We start from the raw sequence: 24,803 nt of genomic DNA on the forward strand, positions 1-24,803 counted from the left end.
GCGGCTCTTTGCCATTTCCTGGAGGAATCCGGCCACCCTCTTGTGCGGCGCCCGCCAGGTGGACTAGACCTCTCCATCAGCACTTGGTCCATACCAATTGACGCCGAATCGGAGAGATGCTCGGAATGACCAGACGAACCTCCGCACTCCTCGCCGCCGCCACCATCGGCGCCCTGCTCGTCTCCCCGGCCACCGCGCACGCCGACCAGCAGGGAAAGCGCCTGAGCGGTCAGCGGGTCGGCTACTTCACCCAGTGGGGCATCTACAGCGGGTTCTCCGCCAAGAAGGTCCAGGACAGCGGCCAGGCCGGCAAGCTGACCGTGCTCAACTACGCCTTCGGCAACGTCTCCGCCGACGGCACCTGCTTCGAGGCGAACGAGGCCGGGGCGGGCGACGCCTGGGCCGACTACCAGCGGCCGGTGAGCGCCGAGGAGTCGGTGGACGGCGTGGCCGACGCCCCGGACCAGGCGCTCAAGGGCAACTTCAACCAGCTGCGCAAGCTGAAGGCGAAGAACCCGCAGCTGCGGGCGGTGATCTCGCTGGGCGGCTGGAGCTGGTCCAAGCACTTCTCGGACGCGGCGCTCACCGACGCCTCCCGGAAGAAGTTCGTCTCCTCCTGCATCGACCTCTACGTCAAGGGCAACCTGCCGCAGCTGGGCTCCGCCGAGGGCGGTGCGGGCGCCGGCGCGGGAGTGTTCGACGGCATCGACATCGACTGGGAGTACCCGGGCAGCCCGGGCGACGACGGCAACGTGGTGCGTCCCGAGGACGGGCGGAACTTCACCCTGCTGATGCAGGAGTTCCGCACCCAGCTGGACGCGCTGTCCGGCAGGAAGGGCCGGCACCACCTGCTGACCGCCGCGGTGCCGGCCGGTGAGTCCGCGATCGACAAGTTCGAGATCGACAAGGTCGCCGAGCCGGTGGACTGGCTGAACCTGATGGCCTACGAGCTGCACGGCCCGTGGGAGACCAAGGGCCCGACCAACCACGAGTCCAACCTGTACTCCGACCCGAACGACCCCACCGGGCTGCGGCTGAGCGTGGACCGGCTGGTCGGCACCTACACGGACCGCGGCCTGCCGTCCAGGAAGGCCGTGGTGGGAGTCCCGCTCTACGGCTTCGGCTGGACGGGCGTGCCCGGTGGCCCGCGCGGCAACGGCCTGTACCAGTCGGCCACCGGCCTGGCCCGCGGCGGCACCCTGGCCTACAAGCAGATCAAGGACCTGCCCGGCACGGTCTACAGCGACCGGGCGCACGGGGTGAGCTGGAAGTACGACGGCACCGACTTCTGGACGTACGACACCCCGGAGATGGCGACCGCCAAGGCCCGCTACGTCCGGGAGAACGACCTGGGCGGGGTGATGGTCTGGTCGCTGGACGGTGACGACGCCCGGGGCGGCATGATCGCCGCGCTGGACAAGGGGCTTCGGGACAACTGAGACTGAGGGCCCGTCAGGGCGCTCACCGCGCGCAGCTTTGCCGTCACAGTTCCCTAACGTGATGCGCAAAGCTGCGCAGTTCTATGTTCAAACGAACATAACCGCGCTAGATTCGCGATCAGGTCTGGCGCGGACACGTAATGTGCAGGGTCCCTGCACATTGCACATGCTGCACCGCCGACAACGCTTTGACTGTCAGGTTTGTTATCAGACCGGCGGCCTATTGCTGTCAGATGAACAGTGGACTATACCTTTGCGCATCATCACACCGCCTCTGACCGGCATATTCGCCGCTGGGCACCTTTCGGGCCACGAAAGTTGACGCGACGTCAGCTTTGGCTCACATCTTCTGGAACTGAGGGGTTAGGGCACGCATGGGCTCTGCAACTGAGTACAACCGCCGCGACCTGTTCAAGCGCGCGGCCGCGATCACCGTCCTGGCGGCCGGCAGCAGCTCGCTGCTCGCGGCCTGTGCCGGCGGTACCGGGAGCTCCGACAAGGGCACCAAGGCGGCGGGTGGCTTCAACCTGAGCGACGCCAAGAACCCGTTCGGGGTCAAGGACTCCGACGGCCTCGAGGTCTTCATCTTCGACGGCGGCTACGGCAACGAGTACGCCAAGGCGTTCGAGGCGATCTACTCGAAGCAGTACCCCGGTGCGAAGGTCAACCACCAGGCCGACAAGGACGTCACCGGCAAGCTCCAGCCGCGATTCAACGCCGGTTCCCCGCCGGACGTCATCGACGACTCGGGTGCCAAGCAGATGAAGCTGGACGTCCTCGCGGACTCCAACCAGCTCACCGACCTGGCCCCGCTGCTGGACGCGCCGTACATCGACGACCCGTCGAAGAAGGTCCGCGACGTGCTGATGCCCGGCACCGTCGAGTCCGGCACGGTCAAGGGCAAGGTCTACAACCTGTCCTACGTGTACACCGTCTGGGGCTGGTGGTACTCCGGCAAGCTGTTCAAGGACAACGGCTGGACCGCGCCGAAGACCTGGGCCGAGTTCATCACCCTGTGCGAGCAGATCAAGGCCAAGGGCATCGCCCCGGTCGCGCACCAGGGCAAGTACCCGTACTACATCAACGTCGTCATGATGGACATGATCGCCAAGCAGGGCGGCCTGGACCTCATGAAGCGGATCGACGCCCTCGACGCCGCCGCGTGGGACGACCCGGCCGTGAAGACCGTGGTCGAGGCGTTCTACCAGGTCGTCGACAAGGACTTCCTGCTCCCCGGCACCAACGGCATGACCCACACCGAGTCGCAGACGGCGTGGAACCAGTACAAGGCCGCGTTCATCCCGTCCGGCTCCTGGCTGGAGAACGAGCAGCTGCCGACCACCCCGGCCGACTTCGACATGAAGTTCCTGCCGATGCCGTCGCTGCCCGGTGACAAGCTGCCCTTCGAGGCCATCCGCGCCGGTGCCGGTGAGCCGTTCATCGTTCCGTCGAAGGCCAAGAACGTGGCCGGCGGCCTGGAGTTCCTGCGGATGATGCTGACCAAGGAGGCCTCGGGCAAGTTCGCCCAGACCGCCAACAGCCTCACCTGCCTCAAGGACGGTGTCGGCCCGGAGGTCCAGCTGAAGCCGGGTACCGCCTCCACCGTGGTGGCGCTGAAGGCCGCGGCCGCGAACACCTTCAACTTCCAGTACCCGAACACCGCTTCGAAGTTCGACGAGGACCTGCAGAACGCCTCCGGCGAGCTGATGGCCAAGCGCATCGGTCCCGACGAGTGGATCAAGCGCGCCAAGGAGTCGGCCTCCAAGAACAAGACCGCCTGATCGGTCACTCGATCAACGCACCGGGGGCGTCGAGGCGCCCCCGGTGCGTCTTCCTGACGGACAGGAGAAGTGGCCATGCGTCACGGCAAGTACCCCTTCATCGTGGGGTTCCTCTTCCTTCCGATCGTGCTGTACGTCGGCCTGGTGCTCTGGCCCTACGCGCAGACCTTCGGATACTCCCTGACCAACTGGTCCGGGGCGAGCCAGGAGATGGATTTCGTCGGCCTGGACAACTACACGAAACTCCTCGATGACGAGGTCTTCGCCGGTGCCCTCTGGCACAACCTGATGCTGCTGATCCTGCTCCCGGTCGTCACCATCCTGATCGCGCTGTTCTTCGCCTTCATGCTGAACGTCGGTGGCAAGGGCGGCACCGGCGGTGTGCAGGGCGTCAAGGGCGCGGCCTTCTACAAGGTCGTCTTCTTCTTCCCACAGGTGCTGTCGATCGCCATCCTCGCCGTGCTCTGGCAGGCGGTGTACCGCACCGACCAGTCCGGCCTGGCCAACGGCATCCTGATCAAGCTGGGCCTGGCCACCGTGAACGACCCGGTGCAGTGGCTGTCCGACCCCGACCTGGTCATGTGGTGCGTGCTGGCGGTGCTGGTCTGGTCCGGCGTCGGCTTCTACCTGGTGCTGTTCTCGGCCGCCATGCAGGGCATCCCGAAGGACATCTACGAGGCCGCCCTGCTGGACGGCGCCAAGCGCGGCCAGACCTTCTTCAAGATCACGCTGCCGCTGCTCTGGGAGACCGTCCAGACCGCCTGGGTCTACCTGGCCATCGTCGCCATGGACGCCTTCGCACTGGTCGCCTCGATCACCCCCGGCGCGTACTTCGGCGGTGGTCCCGACCACCACAGCGAGCTCATCTCGACCTACCTGATGCGCAACTTCCTGCGCAACGGTGAGGCGGGCTACGCCTGTGCGATGGGTGTGGTGATCTTCTTCTTCACCCTCATTCTGACCGTCGTCTCGCTGTGGGCCACCAAGCGCGACAAGATCGAGTACTGAGCGGGGACCGGACATGACCACTCTCGACAAGACCGCGAGCGTCCCCGGTCAGCGCGGTACCAAGCCCAAGCCGGGCAAGGACCAGCGCTTCGCCGACGGCGGCGGCGTGCTGAACGTCTTCTCGCACGGCTTCCTGGCCATCTGGGCCGTCCTGATCGTCCTGCCGCTGATCTGGGTCGTGCTCGGCTCGTTCAAGACCGACGCGCAGATCAACGGCTCGGCCTGGAGCTGGCCGGCGCACTGGGGCTTCGACGCCTTCAGCCGCGCCTGGTCCAAGGGCATCGGCGGCTTCTTCACCAACACGATCATCGTGCTGCTGGGCTCCGTCACCCTGACCATGCTGCTCGGCTCGATGGCCGCCTACGTGCTGGCCCGCTACGAGTTCAAGGGCAACCGGTTCATCTACTACCTGTTCGTCGCGGGTTCGATGTTCCCGGTGTACCTGGCCCTGGTGCCGCTGTTCTTCATGGTCCGCAACCTCGGTGAGATCTCGCCGTACCTCGGCCTGAACAGCTACGCCGGCCTGATCCTGGTGTACGTCGCCTACTCGCTGCCGTTCACCGTGTTCTTCATGTACTCGTTCTTCCGCACCCTGCCGAGCGCGGTGCACGAGGCCGCGATGCTGGACGGCTGCTCGCACACCCGGACGTTCTTCCAGATCATGGTGCCGATGGCCAAGCCCGGCCTGATCAGCGTGGGCATCTTCAACGTGCTCGGCCAGTGGAACCAGTACATCCTGCCGGTCACCCTGATGCAGCCCACCACGGCCGGCGAGGCCGACCACTCGATGCTCGCCCAGGGCCTGGTCAACCTGGCCCTGCAGTCCGGCTACAAGAGCGACGCCCCGGCGCTGTTCGCCGGCATGACGATCGCGATGCTGCCGGTGCTGGTGGTGTACCTGTCCTTCCAGCGCCAGGTCCAGGCCGGTCTGACCTCCGCCACCCTCAAGTAGCGGACGCCGCAAGGCAGAAGGCCCGGCCCCCGTTCCGAATCGGAGCGGGGGCCGGGCCGTTGTGCGCGGAATCGCTACTGGATGTCGCAGGCCTGCGCGCGCAGCGCCCGGGCCAGGTCGTCGCGGCACTCCAGCACCAGGCGGCGCAGCGCGGGGGCGGCGTCCTGGTGGGCGGTCAGCCAGTCGTCGGTGGCCGCCAGCGTCTCGGGCGTGGTCTGGTAGCGCGGGTAGAAGCCGCCGACGATCCGCATCGCGATCTCGATCGAGCGGTCCGCCCAGATCGACTCCAGCATCTCGAAGTACGGCTCGGCGTAGGAGGCCGTCAGCTCGCGCTGCCCGGCCTGGTTGAAGCCGGCGATCTGCGCCTCGACCAGGGCGTTGGGCAGTTCGTCGGAGTCGACCACGGCGGACCAGGCGGCGGCCTTGGCGCCCGGGGTGGGCAGCGCGGCCAGGCACTCGGTGTGCTGGCGGCGGCCGCTGGCGGTGTTGTCGCGGGCCAGTTCGGCGGCCAGCTCCTCGGTGTCGGCCGCGCCGTTGGCGGCGAGGGACAGCCAGAAGTTCCAGCGCAGTTCCTGGTCCACCGTCAGGCCGTCGATCCGGGCGGTGTCCTCCAGCAGGTCGCGCAGCAGCCGCAGGTGGTCGGCGCGCTCGGCGGTGTCGGCGAGGAAGCGGGCCCAGGCGAGCTGGTGGTCGCTGCCGGGGGCGGCCTGCGAGAGCTCGCGCAGCGCGACCTCGGCGAGCGCGGTGCCGTACTCGGCGCGGCGGGCCGGGTCGGCGTACACCTGCAGGGCGACGCCGGCCTGGAGGTGCAGGGACTGCAGCACGCCGATGTCGGACTCCCGGCCGGCGAAGCGCTGCACCAGGTCGAGGTAGTCGCGGGTGGGCATCAGCCCGTCCCGGGTCAGGTTCCACACCGCGGACCAGGCCAGCGCCCGGGCCAGGCCGGTCTCGCCGGTGAGGTCGCCGAGGCCGGTGCGCAGGGTCTCCAGCGAGCGCTCGTCGAAGCGGACCTTGCAGTACGTCAGGTCGTCGTCGTTGAGCAGCACCAGCGCGGGCACCGAACGGCCGGCCGCGTCGGCGACCACGGTGCGGGCGCCGGTGACGTCCAGTTCGTAGCGGTCGGTGCGCAGCAGCGCGCCGTCCTCGGCGAGGTCGTACAGGCCGACCGCGATCCGGTGCGGGCGCAGTACTTCGCCGTCCTGGCGGATCGCCAGTTCGGTGATCCGGCCCTCGTCGTCGTACGTGACCTCGGGGGTGAGGGTGTTGACGCCGGAGGTCTGCAGCCAGGCGGCGGACCAGGCGCGCAGGTCGCGGCCGCTGGTCTCCTCCAGGGCGTCCAGCAGGTCGCCGAGGACGGTGTTGCCGAAGGCGTGCTTCTTGAAGTACCGGCGGGCGCCCTCGAAGAACGCGTCCCGGCCGACGTAGGCGACCAGCTGCTTGAGGACGGACGCGCCCTTGGCGTAGGTGATGCCGTCGAAGTTGAGCTTGGCGTCCTCGAGGTCGCGGATGTCCGCGGTGATCGGGTGGGTGGTGGGGAACTGGTCCTGCCGGTACGCCCAGGCCTTGCGGCGGTTGGCGAAGGTGATCCAGGCGGAGCGGTACTTGGTGGCCTCGATCTGCGCGAACGAGCCCATGAAGTCGGCGAACGACTCCTTCAGCCACAGGTCGTCCCACCACTTCATGGTGACCAGGTCGCCGAACCACATGTGCGCCATCTCGTGCAGGATCACGTTGGCGCGGGCCTCGTAGGCGGCCTCGGTGACCTTCGAGCGGTAGATGAACTCCTCGCGGAAGGTCACGCAGCCCGGGTTCTCCATCGCGCCGATGTTGTACTCGGGGACGAAGCACTGGTCGTACTTGCCGAACGGGTACGGGTAGTCGAACTCGTCGTGGAAGAAGTCCAGGCCCTGCTTGGTGACGGTGAGGATCTCGTCGGCGTCGAAGTACGGGGCCAGCGAGCGGCGGCAGGTGGTGGCGAGCGGGATCTCCAGCACGGTGCCGTCGGGCAGTTCGCGCGAGTAGTGGTCGCGCACCACGTGGTACGGGCCGGCCACCACGGCGGTGAGGTAGGTGGAGATCGGCTTGGTCGGCGCGAACTCCCAGGTGCGGGTGGAGCCTTCCTCGGTGACGCGCTCGTGCACGGCGTTGGCGTACACGTCCCACGCGGCCGGGGCGGTCACGGTGAAGCTGAACGGGGCCTTCAGGTCGGGCTGTTCGAAGTTGGCGAACACCCGGCGGGCGTCGGCCGGCTCGTAGTGGGTGTACAGGTAGGTCTCGCCGTCCACCGGGTCGACGAAGCGGTGCAGGCCCTCGCCGGTGCGGCTGTAGGCGCACTCGGCGACCACCGTCAGCTCGTTGTGGGCGGCGAGCTCCGGCAGCGCGACCCGGGCGCCGTCGAACACCTCGGCCGGGTCCAGCCGGCGCCCGTTCAGCTCGACGGAGACCACCTCGGGGGCGAGCAGGTCGGCGAAGCTGGACGCGCCCGGGGTGGCGCAGTCGAAGGAAATCCGGGTGGTGGAACGGAAGGTAGGCCGGCCGGAGTCGGCCGCCGCACTCACGTCCAGGTGGACGCGGTAGCTCTCCACCCGGATGATCCCGGCCCGGTCGCGGGCCTCCTCACGGCTCAGGTTCTTGCCCGGCACGGCGGTACTCCTCTGTACGGAACACACGGCTTTGGGGGTGTTCATGGCACCCCGTCGGGGGCATCCTTTCACGCCGTTCCCACGGTGCCATTGCACTGGGCGAGGAATCATCACACTGGGGCCGGAGTTGCCGTTCGGAGGGGGCGACGCCCCCGCAACTCTCGATCGCCGACACCGAGGACGCCGCCCGTGAGCACCGCAGACACTCGCAAGACCGCCGACTTCTGGTTCGACCCGATCTGCCCCTGGGCCTGGATGACCTCCCGCTGGATGCTGGAGGTCGAGCAGCTCCGCCCCGTGGACACCCGCTGGCACGTGATGAGCCTGTCCGTCCTCAACGAGAACCGCGACGACCTGCCCGAGCAGTACCGCGAGCTGCTGGCCGCCGGCTGGGGCCCGGTGCGGGTGCTGATCGCCGCCGCCGAGGCGCACGGCGAGGAGGTGCTCGGCCGGCTCTACACCGAGCTCGGCACCCGCTTCCACAACCAGGGCCTGCCCAACACCCGGGAGACCGTGGTCGCCGCCCTCACCGCCGCCGGCCTGCCCGCCGAGCTCGCGGACGCCGCCGACACGGACGAGTTCGACGAGAAGCTGCGCGCCTCCCACGCCGAGGGCATCGGCCTGGTCGGCCAGGACGTCGGCACCCCGGTCATCGCCGTGGACGGGCCGGACGGCGACCGGATCGCCTTCTTCGGGCCGGTCGTCACTCCCACCCCGCGCGGCGAGGCGGCCGCCCGGCTCTGGGACGGCACGCTGCTGGTCGCCTCCACCCCCGGCTTCTACGAGATCAAGCGCACCCGCACCGCGGGGCCCTCGTTCGAGTAGCCCGCACGCGGAAACCCCCGCACCGAGGCTTGGGTTCTGACGGTCGTCGCAACACCCCAGCTGAAGGGGTGCGATGGACTTCGAGATCCGAGCGAATCGGGAGCCGCAGGAGCCGACGAGGCTCCGTGCCGAGCGGGCGGAATACTTCCGGCTCGTGCAACAGGGCTACAGCAACAAGGAGGCGTCCCGGCTGGTCGGCGTCCACGAGCGGACGGGACGCGAGTGGCGCAACGGCCGGACGGACCCGAACAGGTTCCGGGCGCCCGCTCGACCCGAGCGGGCGCCCGTCGCCGCGCCCGGACCGTCCCGGTACCTGCGTGAGGACGAGCGCATCCACATCGCCGACCGGCTCCGGGAGAAGGCCGGCGTTCGCACGATCGCCGCCGAGCTGGGCCGCAGCCCGTCCACGGTCAGCCGGGAGATCCGGCGCAACAGCCATCCGGGCAGCGGCAGTTACCGCCCCCATGCCGCGCAGGCCCGCGCCGACGCCCGCCGGCCCCGGCCCAAGCCCGCAAAGATCGCGCAGAACCGCGAGCTGCGGGACTTCGTCCAGCACCACCTCGACAGGAAGTGGAGCCCGGAACAGATCTGCCACGCTCTGCGGGACACCTTTCCCGACAGGCCGGAGATGCACGTGGCCCACGAAACCGTCTACCAGGCCCTCTACGTCCAGGGGCGAGGAGAGCTCCGCCGGGAGCTCGCCGGCGCCCTGCGCACCGGCCGCGCCCGCCGCGTCCCCCACCGCCAGGCCAACTGCCGCAGGCCGCGCTTCATCGACCCCATGGTCATGATCAGCGAACGCCCGGCGGAGGCGAACGACCGTGCGGTTCCCGGGCACTGGGAAGGCGACCTGATCATCGGCAAGGACAACGCTTCCGCGATCGGCACCCTGGTCGAACGCCACACCCGCTACGTGATGCTCCTGCACCTGCCGAACGGCCGCACCGCCGAACACGTCCGCGACGCCCTCGTCGACACCGTGCGGACCCTGCCCGCCCACCTGGTCCGCTCACTGACCTGGGACCAGGGCTCCGAGATGGCCGCCCACGGCTCGTTCACCGTCGCCACCGGCGTCCCGGTCTACTTCTGCGACCCCGCCAGCCCCTGGCAACGCGGCTCCAACGAGAACACGAACGGACTGCTCCGGCAGTACTTCCCCAAAGGCACCGACCTGTCCGTCCACACCCCGAACGACCTGGTCCACGTCGCTGCCGAACTCAACGGCCGCCCACGCAAAACGCTCGACTGGGAAACCCCAGCCGAGCGCCTGCATAAACTCATCGCAGCCTAAACAACCGACCACGTGTTGCAACGACCCCTAGAAACCGCCAGGGGTGCGGGGGTTTCCGCATGTGTTCAGACCACGGCCGGCCGGCGGCTCCGCAGGTAACCGACCACCGCCAGCACGACCGTCAGGCCGGCGGTGAAGTACAGCTGGATGCGGTTCGCGGAGTCCATCGTCATCAGCACCAGGACCACCGCGATCGCGGCCAGCGCCGCGTACGTCAGGTACGGGAACGCCCACATCCGGACGGGGAGCTGCGCCGCCGGCAGCTTCCGGCGCATCCGCAGCTGGGCGACGGCGATGAACGCCCACACCACCAGGACGGCCGCGCCGACCATGTTCAGCAGCCAGGAGAAGACCGTCTCCGGCCACCAGTACGACAGCAGCACGGCCAGGAACCCGAACCCGCAGGACGCCAGCACCGCGCGGCGCGGCACGCCGCCGGAGATCCGGGCCAGCGCGCGCGGGCCGTGGCCGCGGGCGATCAGCGAGTGCGCCATCCGGGAGGAGCCGTAGATGTTGGCGTTCATCGCGGAGAGCAGCGCGATCAGCACCACCACGTTCATCAGCTCCGCCGCTCCCGGGATGCCCAGGGTGTGCAGCACCGCCACGTAGGGGCCGGGCCGGACCACGGACGGGTCGTCCCACGGCACCAGGGTGACGATCACCGCCATCGAGCCGACGTAGAACAGGGCGATCCGCCACATCGCGGTGCGCACCGCCGTGGCCACGCTGCGCCGGGGGTTCTCCGACTCGGCGGCGGCGATGGTGACGGTCTCCAGCCCGCCGTACGCGAACACCGAGGCCAGCAGGCCGGTGACCAGCCCGGCGGTGCCGTGCGGCAGGAAGCCGTGGTGGCCGGTGAGGTTGGAGGTGCCGGGGGAGGAGGTGCCGGGCAGCATTCCGAGCACGGCGAGCACGCCGATCACCAGGAAGGCGCTGATCGCGAGCACCTTGATCGCGGCGAACCAGAACTCGAACTCGCCGAAGTTGCGGACGGCGGCCAGGTTGGTGCCGCAGAAGAACGCCATGAAGGCGGCGACCCAGACCCAGGACGGGACACCGGGCAGCCAGCCGGAGACGATGCCGGCCGCGCCGATCGCCTCCACGCCGACGCCGACGCACAGCAGCACCCAGAACAGCCAGCCGGCCGTGAACCCGGCCCACGGGCCGATCTCCCGCTCGGCGTGCACCGAGAACGAGCCGGAGGCGGGCCGGGCGGCGGACATCTCGCCGAGCATCCGCATGACCAGCATCACCAGCAGCCCGGAGGCCGCGAAGGCGAGTACCACGGCGGGCCCGGCGGCGGCGATTCCGGCGCCGGAGCCGACGAAGAGGCCTGCCCCGATCACTCCACCGAGGGCGATCATCGACAGGTGACGCTGCTTGAGACCGTGGGCCAGCCCGGCGTCCTCGGCGGCGCCATTGGCGTCCGGCCTGACAGCGGCGCGGGCGGAGGTGGGAGTACGGGTCATGCGCGGGGTTTCCAGACTGTGCGACTTCCCGACCATTTCGGCGGGGTCTGTCCACTATTCGGCATATGACGTGGACGCCCCAATCGGGACCGGCATCCGGACGGCCGTCCGACGGACAGTGACGGCCGCAGCACCGTGTGCACACAGTGAGGGCTTGGTCACAGGCCGGACCCGACAATCCCGGCCGGGTCGGCTTTGTCGTGCCCCGACGCGGCGGTGGAGCCCTGACACCGCATAGGTTCACAAGTGATCACCCCATCGGACACCCCGGGAGCAGCCATGGCCATCGCCGCGTCGACACCGTCCACCGCCGTCCTTGCCGACCTGCTGCCGCAGGCGTCCACCCGGATCGGCGCGCGGGCCCGCGACCTGGCCCTGGTGGCCGGCGGCGCCGCACTGACCGGCATCGCCGCCCAGCTGTCCGTTCCGGTGCCGGGCTCGCCGGTGCCGGTGACCGGGCAGACCTTCGCCGCGCTGCTGGTCGGCACCGCGCTCGGCGCCCGCCGCGGCGCCGCCGCGCTCGGCCTCTACCTGGCGGCCGGCGCGGCCGGCCTGCCCTGGTTCGCCGAGGGCACCTCCGGCGCGGGCATGGCCACCTTCGGCTACGTGATCGGCTTCGTGCTGGCCGCCGCCCTCACCGGCGCGCTGGCCCGCCGCGGCGCCGACCGCAGCCCGCTGCGCACCGCCGGCGCGATGGCGCTCGGCAGCCTGGCGATCTACGCGGTCGGCGTGCCGTACCTGGCGTTCGCCCTGGACGTCCCGCTGGCCAAGGCCGCGAGCCTCGGTCTCTACCCGTACCTGGTCGGCGACGCGCTGAAGATGGTGCTCGCGATGGGCGCCCTGCCGCTCACCTGGAAGCTTCTCGGCCGCCGCTGACGGGCGACCCGTTCCGAACCGGGCCCGCCGCCCCTGCCGGGGCGCGGGCCCGGTGGCATGTCACACTCGTGTCCATGCGCGTCTACCTGGGCTCCGACCACGCCGGATACGAACTGAAGAACCACCTCGTCGAGTGGCTGAAGGGGGCCGGGCACGAGCCGGTCGACTGCGGCCCGCACATCTACGACGCCGAGGACGACTACCCGCCGTTCTGCCTGCGGGCGGCCGAGCGCACCGCCGCCGACCCGGAGGCGCTGGGCGTGGTGATCGGCGGCTCCGGCAACGGCGAGGCGATCGCCGCCAACAAGGTCAAGGGCGTCCGCGCCGCGCTGGCCTGGAGCGAGCAGACCGCCGCCCTCGGCCGCGAGCACAACAACGCCAACGTGATCTCGGTCGGCGGCCGGATGCACACCGTGGACGAGGCCACCAAGTTCGTCGAGATCTTCCTCAACACCCCGTACAGCGGCGAGCCCCGGCACACCCGCCGGATCCAGATGCTCTCCGAGTACGAGACCACCGGCGAGCTGCCGCCCGTCCCGGCCCACCACCCGCAGGGCTGAGCCGGACCCAACGCACCGCGCCCGCCCGGGAGTTGTCCCGGGCGGGCGCGTTCGCTTTTTTCCCGGACGGTCAGAAGCCGTGCGGCAACCAGGGCTCCAGCCCCGAGCGGAACGCCGCCGACACCTGCTCCAGCGCACCCGTCCGCAGCTCCCGCACCAGCCCCGCCGCGGCCAGCGCCGTCAGCGAGGTGCCGCCCAGGTAGACCGAGCCCAACTCGCGGACGTCCAGCTCCAGATCGGCCGGCTCGTCCGTCGGCACGCAGGAGGCCGGCTTGCCCGGTACGGCCGTCAGCCGCCAACGGCCCGCGTTCCACGGGCAGAACGCGTCGGTGACCTCCAGCACCGCGTCCACCGGCTGCGCCCAGCCGCGCGCCTCAAGCGCCTTCGGCAGGTCCACCAGCCGCACGAACATGGCGTCCACCAGCCGGGGCATCAGGTGCCGGTAGTCCGACACCAGGTGCAGCAGCGGGTCGTCCGCCGGCAGGTTGAACGCCTCCACCCGCTCGGTGAGGTCGAGGTCAAGCAGGAACTCCCACAGCCGGGCGTACACCCAGGGCTGCTCCGCCTGCACCGCGCGGACCCGGACCACGCCGGCCGCGCCACGATCGTTCCAGTCGTCCTTCACCGCGTACCGGGCGTAGCCGAGCAGCTCACCGGTCTCCGGATCCTCCGCCACCACCGACTGCAGCGGGGAGAAGCCGCTGCGGGACTCCGGCGCGTCCAGCACCGGCAGCTTGTCCCAGCCCGGCTGCCGCACCAGGGTGCCCGGGCGGCGAGTGGCCAGACGGTCGTACAGCTCCTCGCAGCGGGCCAGTTCGGCCCCCGGATCGGCCAGCCGCAGCACCAGCTCGCCGCGGCGCTCCGGCGTGTGCACCTTCACCCGGCCGCGGATCATCGATATGACCGCCTTGCGGGTGCCCTGCCCGTAGCCGAACCGCCCGTAGATCACCGGCTCGGACGCCGTCAGCACCGCCAGCGCCTCCCCGGCCGCATGTACGTCGGCCAGCTGACGGCGCATCATGGCGGTCAGCGCGCCCCGGCGCCGATGGGTGGGCAGCACGCCCACCATCGTCACGCCCGCCGCCGGGACCACCGCTCCGCCCGGCACGACCAGCCGGAAGCTGAACGCCGAGCAGCCGCCGACGATGCGCTCGCCCTCGCAGATCGCCAGCGAACGCTCCACCTCGGTCAACTCGTGCCACAGCGCGCGTTCGGCGGGAGCCTCCCCGCCGCCGCCGAAGGCCACGTCAAGGGTGCTGTACCAGGTCTCCCACTCCTCGGCGCGCAACGGCCGGATGGTCAGATCGGGGTGTCGAATCGTCATGAGCCCCTGCCTACCACCCGATCCGGAACCGTGCGACCGATTTGTCGCGCCCATGCCGTAGCCGGCCTCCCGGGCGGCCGAAACCCACCGGAGCGTGCCCCTCCCGTTGCACTCGGTGCCACCGGGCCGTCGACGCGCGCACCGGCGGTGGATACAGTCGGTCCCCATGGTCGGCAGAGCGCGCCCCAGAGCGACGGGCCGGGACGGCGGACCGTCCCGCGAGCCCGTGACGGCCCGGCTGCGCGCTGCGCTGTACCGGGCCAGGCGCAGGGTGCGCCGCACCGGAGTCGACTACTTCCGCGGCGACGGCGTCGACTGGTGGGCGTTCGCCGCCCTCGCCCTCGCCGTGCCCGTCCTGGTCCTGCTGAACATCCTGCTTCCCGACTGGGCCCCGCCCACCGCCCTGGTGCTGCCCGTGCTGGCCGGCGCGCTGCTGCTGCGCCCCGGCACCCTGGTGCTGCTGTACGCCGTCGCCGCCGCCGGACTGATCACCGAATCCCTGGTGCACACCGGCGAACGCGTCGCCAGCGCGCAGCCGGAGACCTACACCCACGGCGTCACCCCCGGCTCCGCGCTGGTGGTCGGCGCGGTCGGCGTCGCCGGACTGCTGGTCGCCCAGTTCCGCCGCCGGATCGGCGTGCCCTGGCGCGGCGGCTCCACCATGCTGTTCGACCTGCGCGAGCGGATCCGGATCCAGGGCCGGGTCCCGGAACTGCCCGACGGCTGGCACACCGACACCGCGCTGCGCCCGGCCGGCGGCCAGTCCTTCTCCGGCGACTTCATGGTCGCCGCCCGCACCGGCCCCGGCGGACGGATGCTGGAAGCCGTCCTCGCCGACGTCTCCGGCAAGGGCATGGATGCCGGCAGCCGCGCCCTGCTGCTCTCCGGCGCCTTCGGCGGCCTGCTCGGCTCGCTGCCCGCCCACGACTTCCTGCCCGCCGCCAACGGCTACCTGCTGCGGCAGGACTGGGCGGAGGGCTTCGCCACCGCCGTCCATCTGGTGGTCGACCTGGACACCGGCGAGTACGAACTGCTCTCCGCGGGGCACCTGCCCGGCATGCACCGCCTCGCGGGCGCCGGGTACTGGGAGGTCAAGGAGGCCGAGGGCCCGCTGCTCGGCGTCTACGACGAGGCCAAGTTCGAGGGGGTGCGCGGCACCCTCGGCCCCGGCGACGTCCTGATGCTGTGCACCGACGGCATGGTGGAGATCCCCGGCCGCGACCTCGCCGAGGGCATGGACCGGCTGATGGGCGAGGCCGACCGGCTGGTCGCCACCGCCCCGGGGTCGATCCGGCCAGGCTCCGCGGTCCGGCTGATCGACACCGTCGCCAAGCACGTCAACGACGACCGCGCGGTGCTGCTGGTCTGGCGCCGCTGAACCTCCGTCCGGTGCAGACGCGGTGAGCGCGGAGTGTCCACGGAGTGTCAAACCCGGACGTTGATCTTCGGCCAATTCCGGTTCGCGGCCCGAGCCGGGCGGCGATGTTGGATCTGCCTGCCGGTTTGCCGCGCAGGCCAGCACGGACCACCGCCCGCCGACGGGGTGTCAGAACCCGTCCGCTATCGTCGCGGTCGGCGAAAATCAGTCCTGCCAGGCGGGTTCGGGCACCGAGCGACCGGGCAAGTCCTTTACGCACTCAGCACGAGCGACCACACTGAGTCCGGATGGAGTGGTGGGGACACGGGGGGCAGGGGCCGGTTTCCGCCTGGGAGCCAACGCCGGCTTCCACCGAACCCCCGCCATGAATCGAGGAAGTGAGTCCCGGTGGCCTTCTCCGTCTCCGCGCTTGTCCTGTTCGGCATCATCGTCGCGATCTTCATTCGCAACAAGCAGCTGAAGACCGGGCACGCCATCGTCGCCGCCCTGTTCGGCTTCATGCTGAGCCAGTCGACCATGGCTGGCCCGATCCAGCAGTTCCTCACCTCGGTCTCCAAGGCCATCGCGTCGATCGCGGGCTGACGGCCTGTCGGCTCCCCGGCGGCACGCCACGACGGGCGGGAGACACCCCCGCGCCGTCCATTCGGCCTGCCCACGGTGACCAGGCTCACCCGCGACGTCACGCCAGGTCCGCGCCCGAACGCGCACGGTGGCCGAAGTCGCCCACCGTGCGGGGTTCGTACGCGCACTGTCATGATCGCGTACGCGCACCGCAGCGTGGTGTCGGCACAGCGTGACCTGGTGGATCGTCAGCCCCTTCCCGATCCAGGGAGCGGGGCCGATCGGCGTTTGCCAGCCTCACGGGCCGTGGGATTTGCTTCCTCCGCAGCCCGGCCAGTGACCGGGCGGGCCACCGGACGGAACGCCTAGTCCTGCCGTCGTCCGGTGCCGACCAGATACCACGCCACGGCAGGAGCGGGGGAACCACAGGTAAGTCGCCGGGCCCGGAAACCACCGGGAACGGCTCGGGGTGAAGCCGCAGTCCCTGCGGCCGGGCAACTCTCGCCCGAACCCGACAGCTCACCTCGCAGGCGTCGGAGAGGAACGCCTTCATGTCCGCTCAGGGCAAGCACCGCAAGCCGAGCCTGGCCACCATCGCCCGGATCGCCATCGCCACCGGTGTGGCCGGCGCCGCGATCGGCCTCCCGGTCACCGCCGCCTCCGCGCACACCGCCACCGAGCAGGCCGGCAGCCGCCCGTCCACGGTCTCGGTGGACGCCACCCCCGTCGCCGACCAGGCCGCCGCCCCGCACAGCTACCGGGTCGCCTCCGGCGACACCCTGTCCAAGATCGCCGCCGCGCAGCACGTCGACGGTGGCTGGCAGAAGCTGTACCAGGACAACCGCTCCGTGGTCGGTGGCAACCCCGACCTGATCTTCCCGGGCCAGAAGCTGGCCATCAACGGCCAGGCCGCCGCCCCCGCGCAGGCCCCGGCCGCCAAGTCCACCTCCACGGACACCGCCACCGCGCCGAAGGTCGCCGTCAAGAAGGCCGACACCGCGAAGCCGGCCACCACCGGCACCGTCAAGGCCCAGCCCGTGGCCCCGGCCCCGCAGGCGGCGCCCCCGGTCGCCACCACGGCCACCACCGCCACCACGGCCCCCACCGCGGTCCCGGCCGCCGCGAGCAACAGCTCCACCTACGTCGCCCCGGCGCCGGGCAAGGTCACCACCGGTTACAAGGTCGCCGGCTCCAACTGGGCCTCCGGCTACCACACCGGCATCGACTTCCCGGTCGCCACCGGCACCAGCCTCAAGGCCATCGCCAACGGCACCGTGGTCTCCGCCGGCAACGGCGGTGCCTACGGCAACCAGGTCGTCATCAAGCTGGCCGACGGCAAGTACGCCCAGTACGCCCACCTGTCCTCGATCTCCGTCTCGGCCGGCCAGTCCGTGACGGCGGGTCAGCAGATCGGTCTCTCCGGCGCCACCGGCAACGTGACCGGCCCGCACCTGCACTTCGAGATCCGCACCACCCCGAACTACGGCTCCGACATCGACCCCGTCGCCTACCTGGCGGCCCACGGCGTCAACGTCTGATCCACGCCTCACCCCCGAAGGCCCCGCGCAGTCCGCTGCGCGGGGCCTTCGGGCTGTCCGGCGAACCGTGCTGGCGCCGCGGAGAACGGCAACGGCCCCGACTGCGTTGGCAGTCGGGGCCGTTGGCCATTCGGAGCGGGTGACGAGAATCGAACTCGCGTGACCAGTTTGGAAGACTGGGGCTCTACCATTGAGCTACACCCGCAAAGGCGTACCCGCACCGCGTCGCGGTGGCGAGGACTGGATCAGGGTACCTGGTCGAGCCGGTGGATTGCACACTCCTTCCGCGCTGTCGGCTCGCGAATATCGCCCCGGTCGGAGGCGGCCCGACGTGTACTCTTCTGCTCGGCACCACGGGGTGTGGCGCAGGTTGGTAGCGCGTCCGCTTTGGGAGCGGAAGGCCGTCGGTTCGAATCCGGTCACCCCGACCGTGCGGCAGGGTCTCGTCCGTGGGCGGGGCCCTGTTGTCGTTGTGGGGCGCGGCCGCCCCGGCCCTGCTCCGCTGTCGTTGTGGGGCGCGGCCGCCCCGGCCCTGCTCCGCCGTGCACCCGGTGCCGGGCGCAGTCACTTTCGTGGTACCGGTAGGATGGACCGCTGGCGGTAGTACGGACAGCATTGCAGCCCCAACCGCCTATCGCCCTGACCGCAAGCCCCCCTAGGAGACCCCACCGTGAAGAGCGCCGTCGAGACTCTGAACCCGACCCGGGTTCGACTCACCGTCGAGGTGCCCTTCGAGGAGCTCAAGCCCAGCCTCGACGCGGCGTACAAGAAGATCAACCAGCAGGTCACCGTTCCGGGCTTCCGCAAGGGCAAGATCCCGAACCGGGTCATCGACCAGCGCTTCGGCCGTGGCGCGGTGCTGGAGGAGGCCGTCAACGACGCGCTTCCGCGCTTCTACACGCAGGCCGTCGACGAGGGCCAGATCGATGTGCTGGGCCAGCCGGACATCACCGACATCGCCGGTGTCGAGAACCTGGCCGACGGCGGTGACCTGAAGTTCACCGCCGAGGTCGACGTCCGTCCCGAGGTCGCCCTGCCGGACTTCGCCGAGATCGCCGTCGTGGTGGACCCGGTCGAGGTCACCGACGAGGACATCGAGAAGTCGCTGCAGCAGCTGCGCGAGCGCTTCAGCTCCGTGAAGGATGTCGAGCGCGCCGCCGCCGAGGGCGACGTCGTGGTCATCGACCTGGAGGCCAAGGTCGACGGTGAGGTGCCGGAGGACGGCACCGCCACCGGCGTGAGCTACGAGATCGGCTCCGGCCGCCTGCTGGACGGCATCGACGAGGCCGTCGTCGGCCTGTCCGCCGGTGAGGCCAAGACCTTCACCACCACCCTCAAGGGTGGCACCCAGATCGGCAAGGACTCCGAGGTCACCGTCACCGTGACCACCGTCCAGGAGAAGGAACTCCCGGAGCTGGACGACGAGTTCGCGCAGCTGGCGAGCGAGTTCGACACCCTGGAGGAGCTGCGCGGGGACTCCCGCAAGCGCCTCGAGCGGATGAAGGAGTTCGACCAGGCCACCCAGGCCCAGGAGAAGGTCCTCGACGAGCTGCTCACCCGGGTCGAGATGGACTACCCGGAGAAGCTGCTCGCGGACGAGATCGGCACCCGCAAGCACAACCTGGAGCACCACCAGCTGGAGCCGATGGGCATGACCCTCGACACCTACCTGGCCTCCCAGGACAAGTCCCGCGAGGACTTCGACAGGGAGACCGAGGACCAGGCGAAGAAGGGCATCAAGACCCAGTTCGTGCTGGACCAGATCGTCAAGAACGAGGAGCTGGGCGTCAACCAGGAGGAGCTCACCGAGCACCTCATCCGTCGCGCCGCCGGCTCCGGCCTGACCCCGGACCAGTTCGCCCAGCAGGTCGTCCAGGGCGGCCAGGTCCAGCTCCTGGTCGGCGAGGTCGCCCGCGGCAAGGCGCTGGCCCTGGTTGTCGAGGCCGCCAAGGTCACCGACACCAACGGTGAGGTCGTCTCCTTCGAGGACGATGAGGAAGAGGTTGTCACCGAGGCCGCCGCCGAGGAGACCACCGAGGCCTGAGCCTCGTAACCGCCGGGAATCCGGCGGACCGCAGCACCGGGACGGGCCCGGGCACCGCATGGTGCCCGGGCCCGTTCGCGTTGGGCCCAGTCACCCTGCGCTCACAGCGAACAGTTCTGCGTGGGGGATTCAGCGGCCGGGCCTGCGCGTTAGGGTCGGTGGACAGCGACACACACGCAGATCGACTGAGCAGGTGGCTAAGTGACGTTCCCGCAGATGCAGATGCCTGGCCCGATGGCACCGCACGCCGCCGGCGGCGACGTGGGCGGCGGCCTGGGCGACCAGGTCTACAACCGGCTGCTCAACGAGCGCATCATCTTCCTCGGCCAGCAGGTCGACGACGACATCGCCAACAAGATCACCGCCCAGCTCCTGCTGCTCGCGGCGGACCCCGAGAAGGACATCTTTCTCTACATCAACTCCCCGGGCGGCTCGATCTCGGCCGGCATGGCGATCTACGACACCATGCAGTACATCAAGAACGACGTCGTGACCATCGCCATGGGCATGGCCGCGTCGATGGGTCAGTTCCTGCTGACCGCGGGCACCCCGGGCAAGCGCTTCTCGCTGCCGAACGCCAACATCCTGATGCACCAGCCCTCCGCGGGCCTCGGCGGCTCCGCCACCGACATCCGGATCCAGGCGGAGCAGCTGCTGCGCACCAAGAAGCGGATGTCGGAGATGATCGCCCACCACAGTGGGCAGACCTTCGAGCAGGTCACCGCGGACTCCGACCGCGACCGCTGGTTCACCCCGGAGGAGGCCAAGGCGTACGGCCTGATCGACGACATCATGCACAGCGCCGCGGACGTCCCGGGCGGCGGCGGCACCGGCGCCGGCCTGGCCGGCTGACCGGTTTCGGAATCCAGACCGCACGCTTCGGAGGACCACAGAACATGAACATCCCCAGCCTGTCCGGTGCCAAGGCCCGCCTGGAGGACATGCGGGCCGAGGGCCGCTACATCGTCCCGCGGTTCGTCGAGCGCACCTCGCAGGGCGTTCGCGAGTACGACCCGTACGCCAAGCTGTTCGAGGAGCGCATCATCTTCCTCGGCTCGCAGGTGGACGACGTCTCCGCGAACGACATCATGGCGCAGCTGATCTGCCTGGAGTCGATGGACCCGGATCGCGACATCTCGATCTACATCAACTCCCCGGGCGGCTCGTTCACCGCGCTGACGGCGATCTACGACACCATGCAGTTCGTGAAGCCGGACATCCAGACGGTCTGCATGGGCCAGGCCGCCTCGGCCGCCGCGGTCATCCTGGCCGCGGGCACCCCCGGCAAGCGGATGGCGCTGCCGAACGCCCGGGTGCTGATCCACCAGCCGTACACCGAGACCGGCCGCGGTCAGGTGTCGGACCTGGAGATCCAGGCCAAGGAGATCTTCCGGATGCGCGAGCAGCTGGAGACCATGCTGGCCAAGCACTCCAACAAGGAGGTCGAGCAGGTCCGCGAGGACATCGAGCGCGACAAGATCCTGACCGCCGAAGAGGCGCTGGAGTACGGCCTGGTCGACCAGATCGTCTCGACCCGGAAGAACTCGTACACCGACTGAACCCTCGCCCCGGGGCGGCGCGTACGTGACGTACGCCCCGCCCCGGGGCGTTCCGGTCGGGGCCGCGGCCCCGGCACAATGGCTGTCGGGTCATGCACCCGCGACGGCATCTGTTCGGTATCAATTCGCCCAGGGCGTAGGGCAGAGCGGCCGAAGTCGACGGAAACAACGGCTCGGCAGAGTACCGTCGGATACCAGACCGACCGCCGACGCAGCCGGTCTCACAGCACCAGGCCCCGACCCCCGCGGGGCCCCTGGCGAAGGGGAAGCACCTCGTGGCACGCATCGGAGACGGTGGCGACCTGCTCAAGTGCTCGTTCTGCGGCAAGTCGCAGAAGCAGGTGAAGAAGCTGATCGCCGGGCCAGGCGTGTACATCTGCGACGAGTGCATCGACCTCTGCAACGAGATCATCGAGGAGGAGCTCGCCGAGAGCTCCGAGGTGCGCTTCGAGGAACTCCCGAAGCCCCGCGAGATCTACGAGTTCCTGGACCAGTACGTGGTCGGTCAGGACCTCGCCAAGAAGGCGCTGTCGGTCGCGGTCTACAACCACTACAAGCGCGTCCAGGCGGGCGAGGCCGGTCGTTCCGGCTCCGGCCGGGACGACGCGATCGAGCTGGCCAAGTCGAACATCCTGCTGCTGGGCCCGACCGGCTCCGGCAAGACGCTGCTCGCGCAGACCCTGGCCCGGATGCTGAACGTGCCGTTCGCGATCGCGGACGCCACGGCGCTGACCGAGGCCGGCTACGTCGGCGAGGACGTCGAGAACATCCTGCTGAAGCTGATTCAGGCGGCCGACTACGACGTCAAGAAGGCCGAGACCGGGATCATCTACATCGACGAGATCGACAAGGTCGCCCGCAAGAGCGAGAACCCGTCGATCACCCGCGATGTCTCCGGCGAGGGTGTGCAGCAGGCGCTGCTGAAGATCCTGGAGGGCACCACCGCCTCGGTGCCGCCGCAGGGCGGGCGCAAGCACCCGCACCAGGAGTTCATCCAGATCGACACCACCAACGTGCTGTTCATCGTGGGTGGCGCGTTCGCCGGCCTGGAGCGGATCATCGAGGGCCGGGCGGGTGCCAAGGGCATCGGCTTCGGCGCCACCATCCGCTCCAAGCGTGAGCTGGACGCCTCGGACCACTTCCGCCAGGTGATGCCGGAGGACCTGGTGAAGTTCGGGATGATCCCGGAGTTCATCGGCCGTCTGCCCGTCATCACCAGCGTGCACAACCTGGACCGCGAGGCGCTGCTGCAGATCCTCACCGAGCCGAAGAACGCGCTGGTGAAGCAGTACCGCAAGCTGTTCGAACTGGACGGCGTGGAGCTGGAGTTCACCCGGGACGCACTGGAGGCCATCGCCGACCAGGCGATCCTGCGGGGCACCGGCGCGCGCGGTCTGCGGGCCATCATGGAGGAGGTGCTGATGTCCGTGATGTACGAGGTGCCGTCCCGTCAGGACGTCGCCCGCGTGGTCGTCACCGGGGACGTGGTCTCCAAGCACGCCATCCCGACCCTGGTCCCGCGCGACATGATCAAGCGTGAGCGCCGGGACAAGAGCGCCTGACCAGGCGTCAACCCGGCCGCAGCGAAGGGGCCCCGCACCGGTGAACGGTGCGGGGCCCCTTTCATGTCCCGTGCGGCGGAGGCTACTTGGGGACCTCGGCGAGCTTGCGCAGCTCCTGGGTGTCGGCGATGACCTTCTCCTTGGTGACGCCGTCCTCGGCGGAGATGTCGAGTTCTATGACCATCACCACGGACGAGCTGTCGGCCCAGACGCAGATGCCGCCGTGCTGACCGCTCAACTCCAGGTCGCCGCAGGACATCCGGCCGCCGAGCGGGCCCGCGTCGACGTCGCTGCGGTTGGTGGCGCCGCCGGACGGGAGGCTGCTGTACAGCACGTCGACCTGCTTGGTCGGGAGCAGCACGTGGCCGGTCAGGCCGGACACCAGCAGCATCTTCTCCTGGTCCGAGGAGCGGTAGATGGCGCTGACCGGCTGCGGGTCGGTGAAGGAGTCCTTCTCCGACTGCAGGCCGCTCTGCAGGGAGGTGGCCAGGTCCTTGGCGTCCGCGTCGTCCGGGTCGTTGGTCATGTCGTGGAAGGACTGCGGCAGGACGACGTTGTTCTTGCCGGTGTCCGCCGCGGTGTGGACGATCAGGTAACCGAGCGTGGTCGCGCCGCCGAGAACCACCGCGGCCACCACGGACAGGCCGATCCACAGGCCCTTGCGGGACTTCTTCGGCGCCACCGGATACCCGGGCGGGTAGCCGCCGGGGGTGCCGGGCGGGAACGCCTGCGGCGGCACCGCGCCGCCGCCCCAGGCCTGCTGCGGCGCGGCCGGCTGGCCGTAGCCGCCCTGGGGCGCCGCGGGTGCGCCCTGCGGGGGTATCGCGTCCTGGACGGGCGGGGGTCCGAAGCCGGGCTGCGGCGGGCCGAACTGGTTGTCGGACACGGGGCGATACTCCGTTCGAGCGTGAAGTGCAGTACTGCGGTGGTTACTTGGTGACGGTCGCGGCGTCGCGGAGCTGGCGGGCGCGGGTCGCGGCCTCGGTGGTGCTGATGGTCTTGCCGGAGGGGTCCATGGAGATGAACGCGACCATGCCGATGGTGGAGTGGCTGGCGAACATGCACATCGGGATGCCCATCGAGGCCTTGCCGGTGCCGGTGTCCGAGGTGCCCACGCCGCAGCGGAGCTTGGCGCCCGGGTCCGTCGGGTCGCTGGCCTCGACGTCCGTCAGCTCCTGCTTCCAGACCAGCTTGCCCGCGGAGGCGTCGCTGCCGTCGCCCTCGTTGATCTTCTTGGTGAGCACGTCGAGCGCCTTGGCCGGGTCCGGGACCTTGCCCCAGGAGCCGCTGAGGCTGGCCGCGTCGGTGGTGGTCTTCTGGTAGGTCGCGGCGAGCGTGCCCTCGAAGGTGCCGACGCCGTCCAGGCCCTTCAGCCCGCCCTTCTCGTCGGCGTTCTTCTTGGTGTAGCCGGCCACGCTCTCCGGCGCGGACAGCTTGTACTTGCCCTCGGTGTCTGAGCCCTTGGTGCCGCTCAGCCCCCAGTAGGCGAGGCCGCCGCCGATGGCCAGCACCAGGACCACCACCACGGCGATGATCCCGCCCTTGCCCTTGGACGGGGCGGGCGGCGGCGGGAAGCCGCCGTAGCCGGGCTGGCCGGGCTGGCCCGGCTGCTGGGGCATGCCGCCCCACTGCTGCTGGGGCGGCGGCGCCTGCTGCGGGTAGCCGTACCCCGGCTGCCCGGCGGGCGGCGGGGTGCCGTAGCCCGACGGCTGCGGAGCGCCGTACGCGGGCTGCTGCGGAGCGCCGTAAGCCGGCGGCTGGGGGGCGCCGTAGGCCGGCGGCTGCTGCGGCGCACCGTAGCCGGGCTGCGGCGGGGGAGCGCCGTACGGCTGCTGCGGCTGCCCCTGCGGATACTGCTGCGGTCCCTGGCCCTGGCCGTACATATGTCTTTTCTCCCCCGCCGCCTCTGTTGCGCGGCCCCGTCCGATCGACTATGCGGGCACGCTACCGTACGGCCCCCCCACCGCGCCGAGCGGTCGGTGCACTGTCGGTCA

The 24,803-nt window shown here is 70.1% G+C and carries 20 protein-coding genes, 2 tRNA genes and 1 riboswitch; of the genes, 16 read left to right on the forward strand and 6 right to left on the reverse strand.

Going from position 1 to position 24,803, the window contains the following annotated elements; all coding sequences use genetic code 11:
- Positions 1 to 125 precede the first annotated feature (125 nt).
- The 4 genes from ACGFWJ_RS34650 to ACGFWJ_RS34665 all read left to right on the forward strand — a co-directional run bounded on the left by ACGFWJ_RS34650 (position 126) and on the right by ACGFWJ_RS34665 (position 5,180).
- Positions 126 to 1,439, forward strand: a complete 1,314-nt coding sequence (locus ACGFWJ_RS34650) for a glycoside hydrolase family 18 protein (RefSeq protein WP_392956629.1) — start codon at positions 126 to 128, stop codon at positions 1,437 to 1,439.
- A gap of 374 nt (positions 1,440 to 1,813) precedes the next feature.
- Positions 1,814 to 3,220, forward strand: coding sequence for an N-acetylglucosamine/diacetylchitobiose ABC transporter substrate-binding protein (ngcE, locus tag ACGFWJ_RS34655; RefSeq protein ID WP_387643075.1), 1,407 nt, complete (start codon positions 1,814 to 1,816; stop codon positions 3,218 to 3,220).
- 75 nt (positions 3,221 to 3,295) lie between these two features.
- A complete protein-coding gene (locus tag ACGFWJ_RS34660) occupies positions 3,296 to 4,228 on the forward strand; it encodes a carbohydrate ABC transporter permease (RefSeq protein ID WP_387643076.1) in 933 nt (310 codons plus the stop codon).
- Between the two features lie 13 nt (positions 4,229 to 4,241).
- Entirely contained in the window at positions 4,242 to 5,180 is a 939-nt protein-coding gene (locus ACGFWJ_RS34665) for a carbohydrate ABC transporter permease (protein WP_387861538.1), read from the forward strand.
- A 74-nt stretch (positions 5,181 to 5,254) separates the two neighbouring features.
- Here ACGFWJ_RS34665 and pepN read toward each other — a convergent pair whose 3' ends face one another.
- On the reverse strand, positions 5,255 to 7,822 hold the full coding sequence (gene pepN / locus ACGFWJ_RS34670; RefSeq protein WP_392956632.1) for an aminopeptidase N: 2,568 nt from the start codon (positions 7,820 to 7,822) through the stop codon (positions 5,255 to 5,257).
- Positions 7,823 to 8,011: 189 nt separating this feature from the next.
- Here pepN and ACGFWJ_RS34675 point away from each other — a divergent pair, with 189 nt between their 5' ends.
- Positions 8,012 to 8,647 carry a DsbA family protein gene (locus ACGFWJ_RS34675; RefSeq protein ID WP_387861536.1) on the forward strand — a complete coding sequence of 212 codons (636 nt, stop codon included), beginning with the start codon at positions 8,012 to 8,014 and terminating at the stop codon, positions 8,645 to 8,647.
- A 73-nt stretch (positions 8,648 to 8,720) separates the two neighbouring features.
- On the forward strand, positions 8,721 to 9,938 hold the full coding sequence (locus ACGFWJ_RS34680) for an IS30 family transposase (RefSeq protein WP_392956634.1): 1,218 nt from the start codon (positions 8,721 to 8,723) through the stop codon (positions 9,936 to 9,938).
- 65 nt (positions 9,939 to 10,003) lie between these two features.
- Here ACGFWJ_RS34680 and ACGFWJ_RS34685 read toward each other — a convergent pair whose 3' ends face one another.
- Entirely contained in the window at positions 10,004 to 11,407 is a 1,404-nt protein-coding gene (locus tag ACGFWJ_RS34685; protein ID WP_392956636.1) for an amino acid permease, read from the reverse strand.
- A 279-nt stretch (positions 11,408 to 11,686) separates the two neighbouring features.
- On the opposite strand from ACGFWJ_RS34685, the gene ACGFWJ_RS34690 reads away from it, so the two are divergent.
- Both ACGFWJ_RS34690 and ACGFWJ_RS34695 read left to right on the forward strand, forming a co-directional pair.
- A complete protein-coding gene (locus tag ACGFWJ_RS34690; RefSeq protein ID WP_392956638.1) occupies positions 11,687 to 12,283 on the forward strand; it encodes a biotin transporter BioY in 597 nt (198 codons plus the stop codon).
- A gap of 74 nt (positions 12,284 to 12,357) precedes the next feature.
- Positions 12,358 to 12,843, forward strand: a complete 486-nt coding sequence (locus tag ACGFWJ_RS34695) for a ribose-5-phosphate isomerase (RefSeq protein ID WP_387643082.1) — start codon at positions 12,358 to 12,360, stop codon at positions 12,841 to 12,843.
- Between the two features lie 70 nt (positions 12,844 to 12,913).
- On the opposite strand, the gene ACGFWJ_RS34700 is transcribed toward ACGFWJ_RS34695, so the two are convergent.
- The gene (locus ACGFWJ_RS34700) at positions 12,914 to 14,167 is read right to left on the reverse strand and encodes a GNAT family N-acetyltransferase (protein ID WP_392956640.1); all 1,254 of its coding nucleotides are present in this window, start codon (positions 14,165 to 14,167) and stop codon (positions 12,914 to 12,916) included.
- A gap of 166 nt (positions 14,168 to 14,333) precedes the next feature.
- Here ACGFWJ_RS34700 and ACGFWJ_RS34705 point away from each other — a divergent pair, with 166 nt between their 5' ends.
- The 3 genes from ACGFWJ_RS34705 (at position 14,334) to ACGFWJ_RS34715 (ending at position 17,644) form a co-directional block, all read left to right on the forward strand.
- A complete protein-coding gene (locus ACGFWJ_RS34705) occupies positions 14,334 to 15,545 on the forward strand; it encodes a PP2C family protein-serine/threonine phosphatase (protein ID WP_392956642.1) in 1,212 nt (403 codons plus the stop codon).
- A gap of 387 nt (positions 15,546 to 15,932) precedes the next feature.
- On the forward strand, positions 15,933 to 16,127 hold the full coding sequence (locus ACGFWJ_RS34710) for a hypothetical protein (protein ID WP_035862776.1): 195 nt from the start codon (positions 15,933 to 15,935) through the stop codon (positions 16,125 to 16,127).
- Positions 16,128 to 16,497: 370 nt separating this feature from the next.
- Positions 16,498 to 16,652, forward strand: a riboswitch (cyclic di-AMP (ydaO/yuaA leader).
- A gap of 5 nt (positions 16,653 to 16,657) precedes the next feature.
- A complete protein-coding gene (locus ACGFWJ_RS34715; protein WP_392956644.1) occupies positions 16,658 to 17,644 on the forward strand; it encodes a peptidoglycan DD-metalloendopeptidase family protein in 987 nt (328 codons plus the stop codon).
- A 134-nt stretch (positions 17,645 to 17,778) separates the two neighbouring features.
- On the opposite strand, the gene ACGFWJ_RS34720 is transcribed toward ACGFWJ_RS34715, so the two are convergent.
- A tRNA-Gly gene (locus tag ACGFWJ_RS34720) sits at positions 17,779 to 17,849 on the reverse strand.
- 149 nt (positions 17,850 to 17,998) lie between these two features.
- Here ACGFWJ_RS34720 and ACGFWJ_RS34725 point away from each other — a divergent pair.
- The 5 genes from ACGFWJ_RS34725 (at position 17,999) to clpX (ending at position 22,809) form a co-directional block, all read left to right on the forward strand.
- Positions 17,999 to 18,072: transfer RNA gene (locus ACGFWJ_RS34725), tRNA-Pro, on the forward strand.
- Positions 18,073 to 18,314: 242 nt separating this feature from the next.
- Complete coding sequence (tig, locus tag ACGFWJ_RS34730) at positions 18,315 to 19,688, forward strand: trigger factor (protein WP_392956646.1); 1,374 nt, start codon at positions 18,315 to 18,317, stop codon at positions 19,686 to 19,688.
- A gap of 222 nt (positions 19,689 to 19,910) precedes the next feature.
- A complete protein-coding gene (locus tag ACGFWJ_RS34735) occupies positions 19,911 to 20,540 on the forward strand; it encodes an ATP-dependent Clp protease proteolytic subunit (protein ID WP_387861582.1) in 630 nt (209 codons plus the stop codon).
- A gap of 44 nt (positions 20,541 to 20,584) precedes the next feature.
- Positions 20,585 to 21,247 (forward strand): ATP-dependent Clp protease proteolytic subunit, encoded by a 663-nt coding sequence (locus tag ACGFWJ_RS34740; RefSeq protein ID WP_387643087.1) that lies wholly within the window; start codon positions 20,585 to 20,587, stop codon positions 21,245 to 21,247.
- Between the two features lie 275 nt (positions 21,248 to 21,522).
- Entirely contained in the window at positions 21,523 to 22,809 is a 1,287-nt protein-coding gene (clpX, locus tag ACGFWJ_RS34745) for an ATP-dependent Clp protease ATP-binding subunit ClpX (protein WP_043913988.1), read from the forward strand.
- Positions 22,810 to 22,891: 82 nt separating this feature from the next.
- Here clpX and ACGFWJ_RS34750 read toward each other — a convergent pair whose 3' ends face one another.
- The gene (locus ACGFWJ_RS34750; protein ID WP_392956649.1) at positions 22,892 to 23,695 is read right to left on the reverse strand and encodes a hypothetical protein; all 804 of its coding nucleotides are present in this window, start codon (positions 23,693 to 23,695) and stop codon (positions 22,892 to 22,894) included.
- Positions 23,696 to 23,738: 43 nt separating this feature from the next.
- Positions 23,739 to 24,692, reverse strand: a complete 954-nt coding sequence (locus tag ACGFWJ_RS34755; protein WP_392956651.1) for a hypothetical protein — start codon at positions 24,690 to 24,692, stop codon at positions 23,739 to 23,741.
- Positions 24,693 to 24,803: the final 111 nt, after the last annotated feature.

Source organism: Kitasatospora sp. NPDC048407 (genome assembly GCF_043200475.1).
Lineage (GTDB): Bacteria > Actinomycetota > Actinomycetes > Streptomycetales > Streptomycetaceae > Kitasatospora.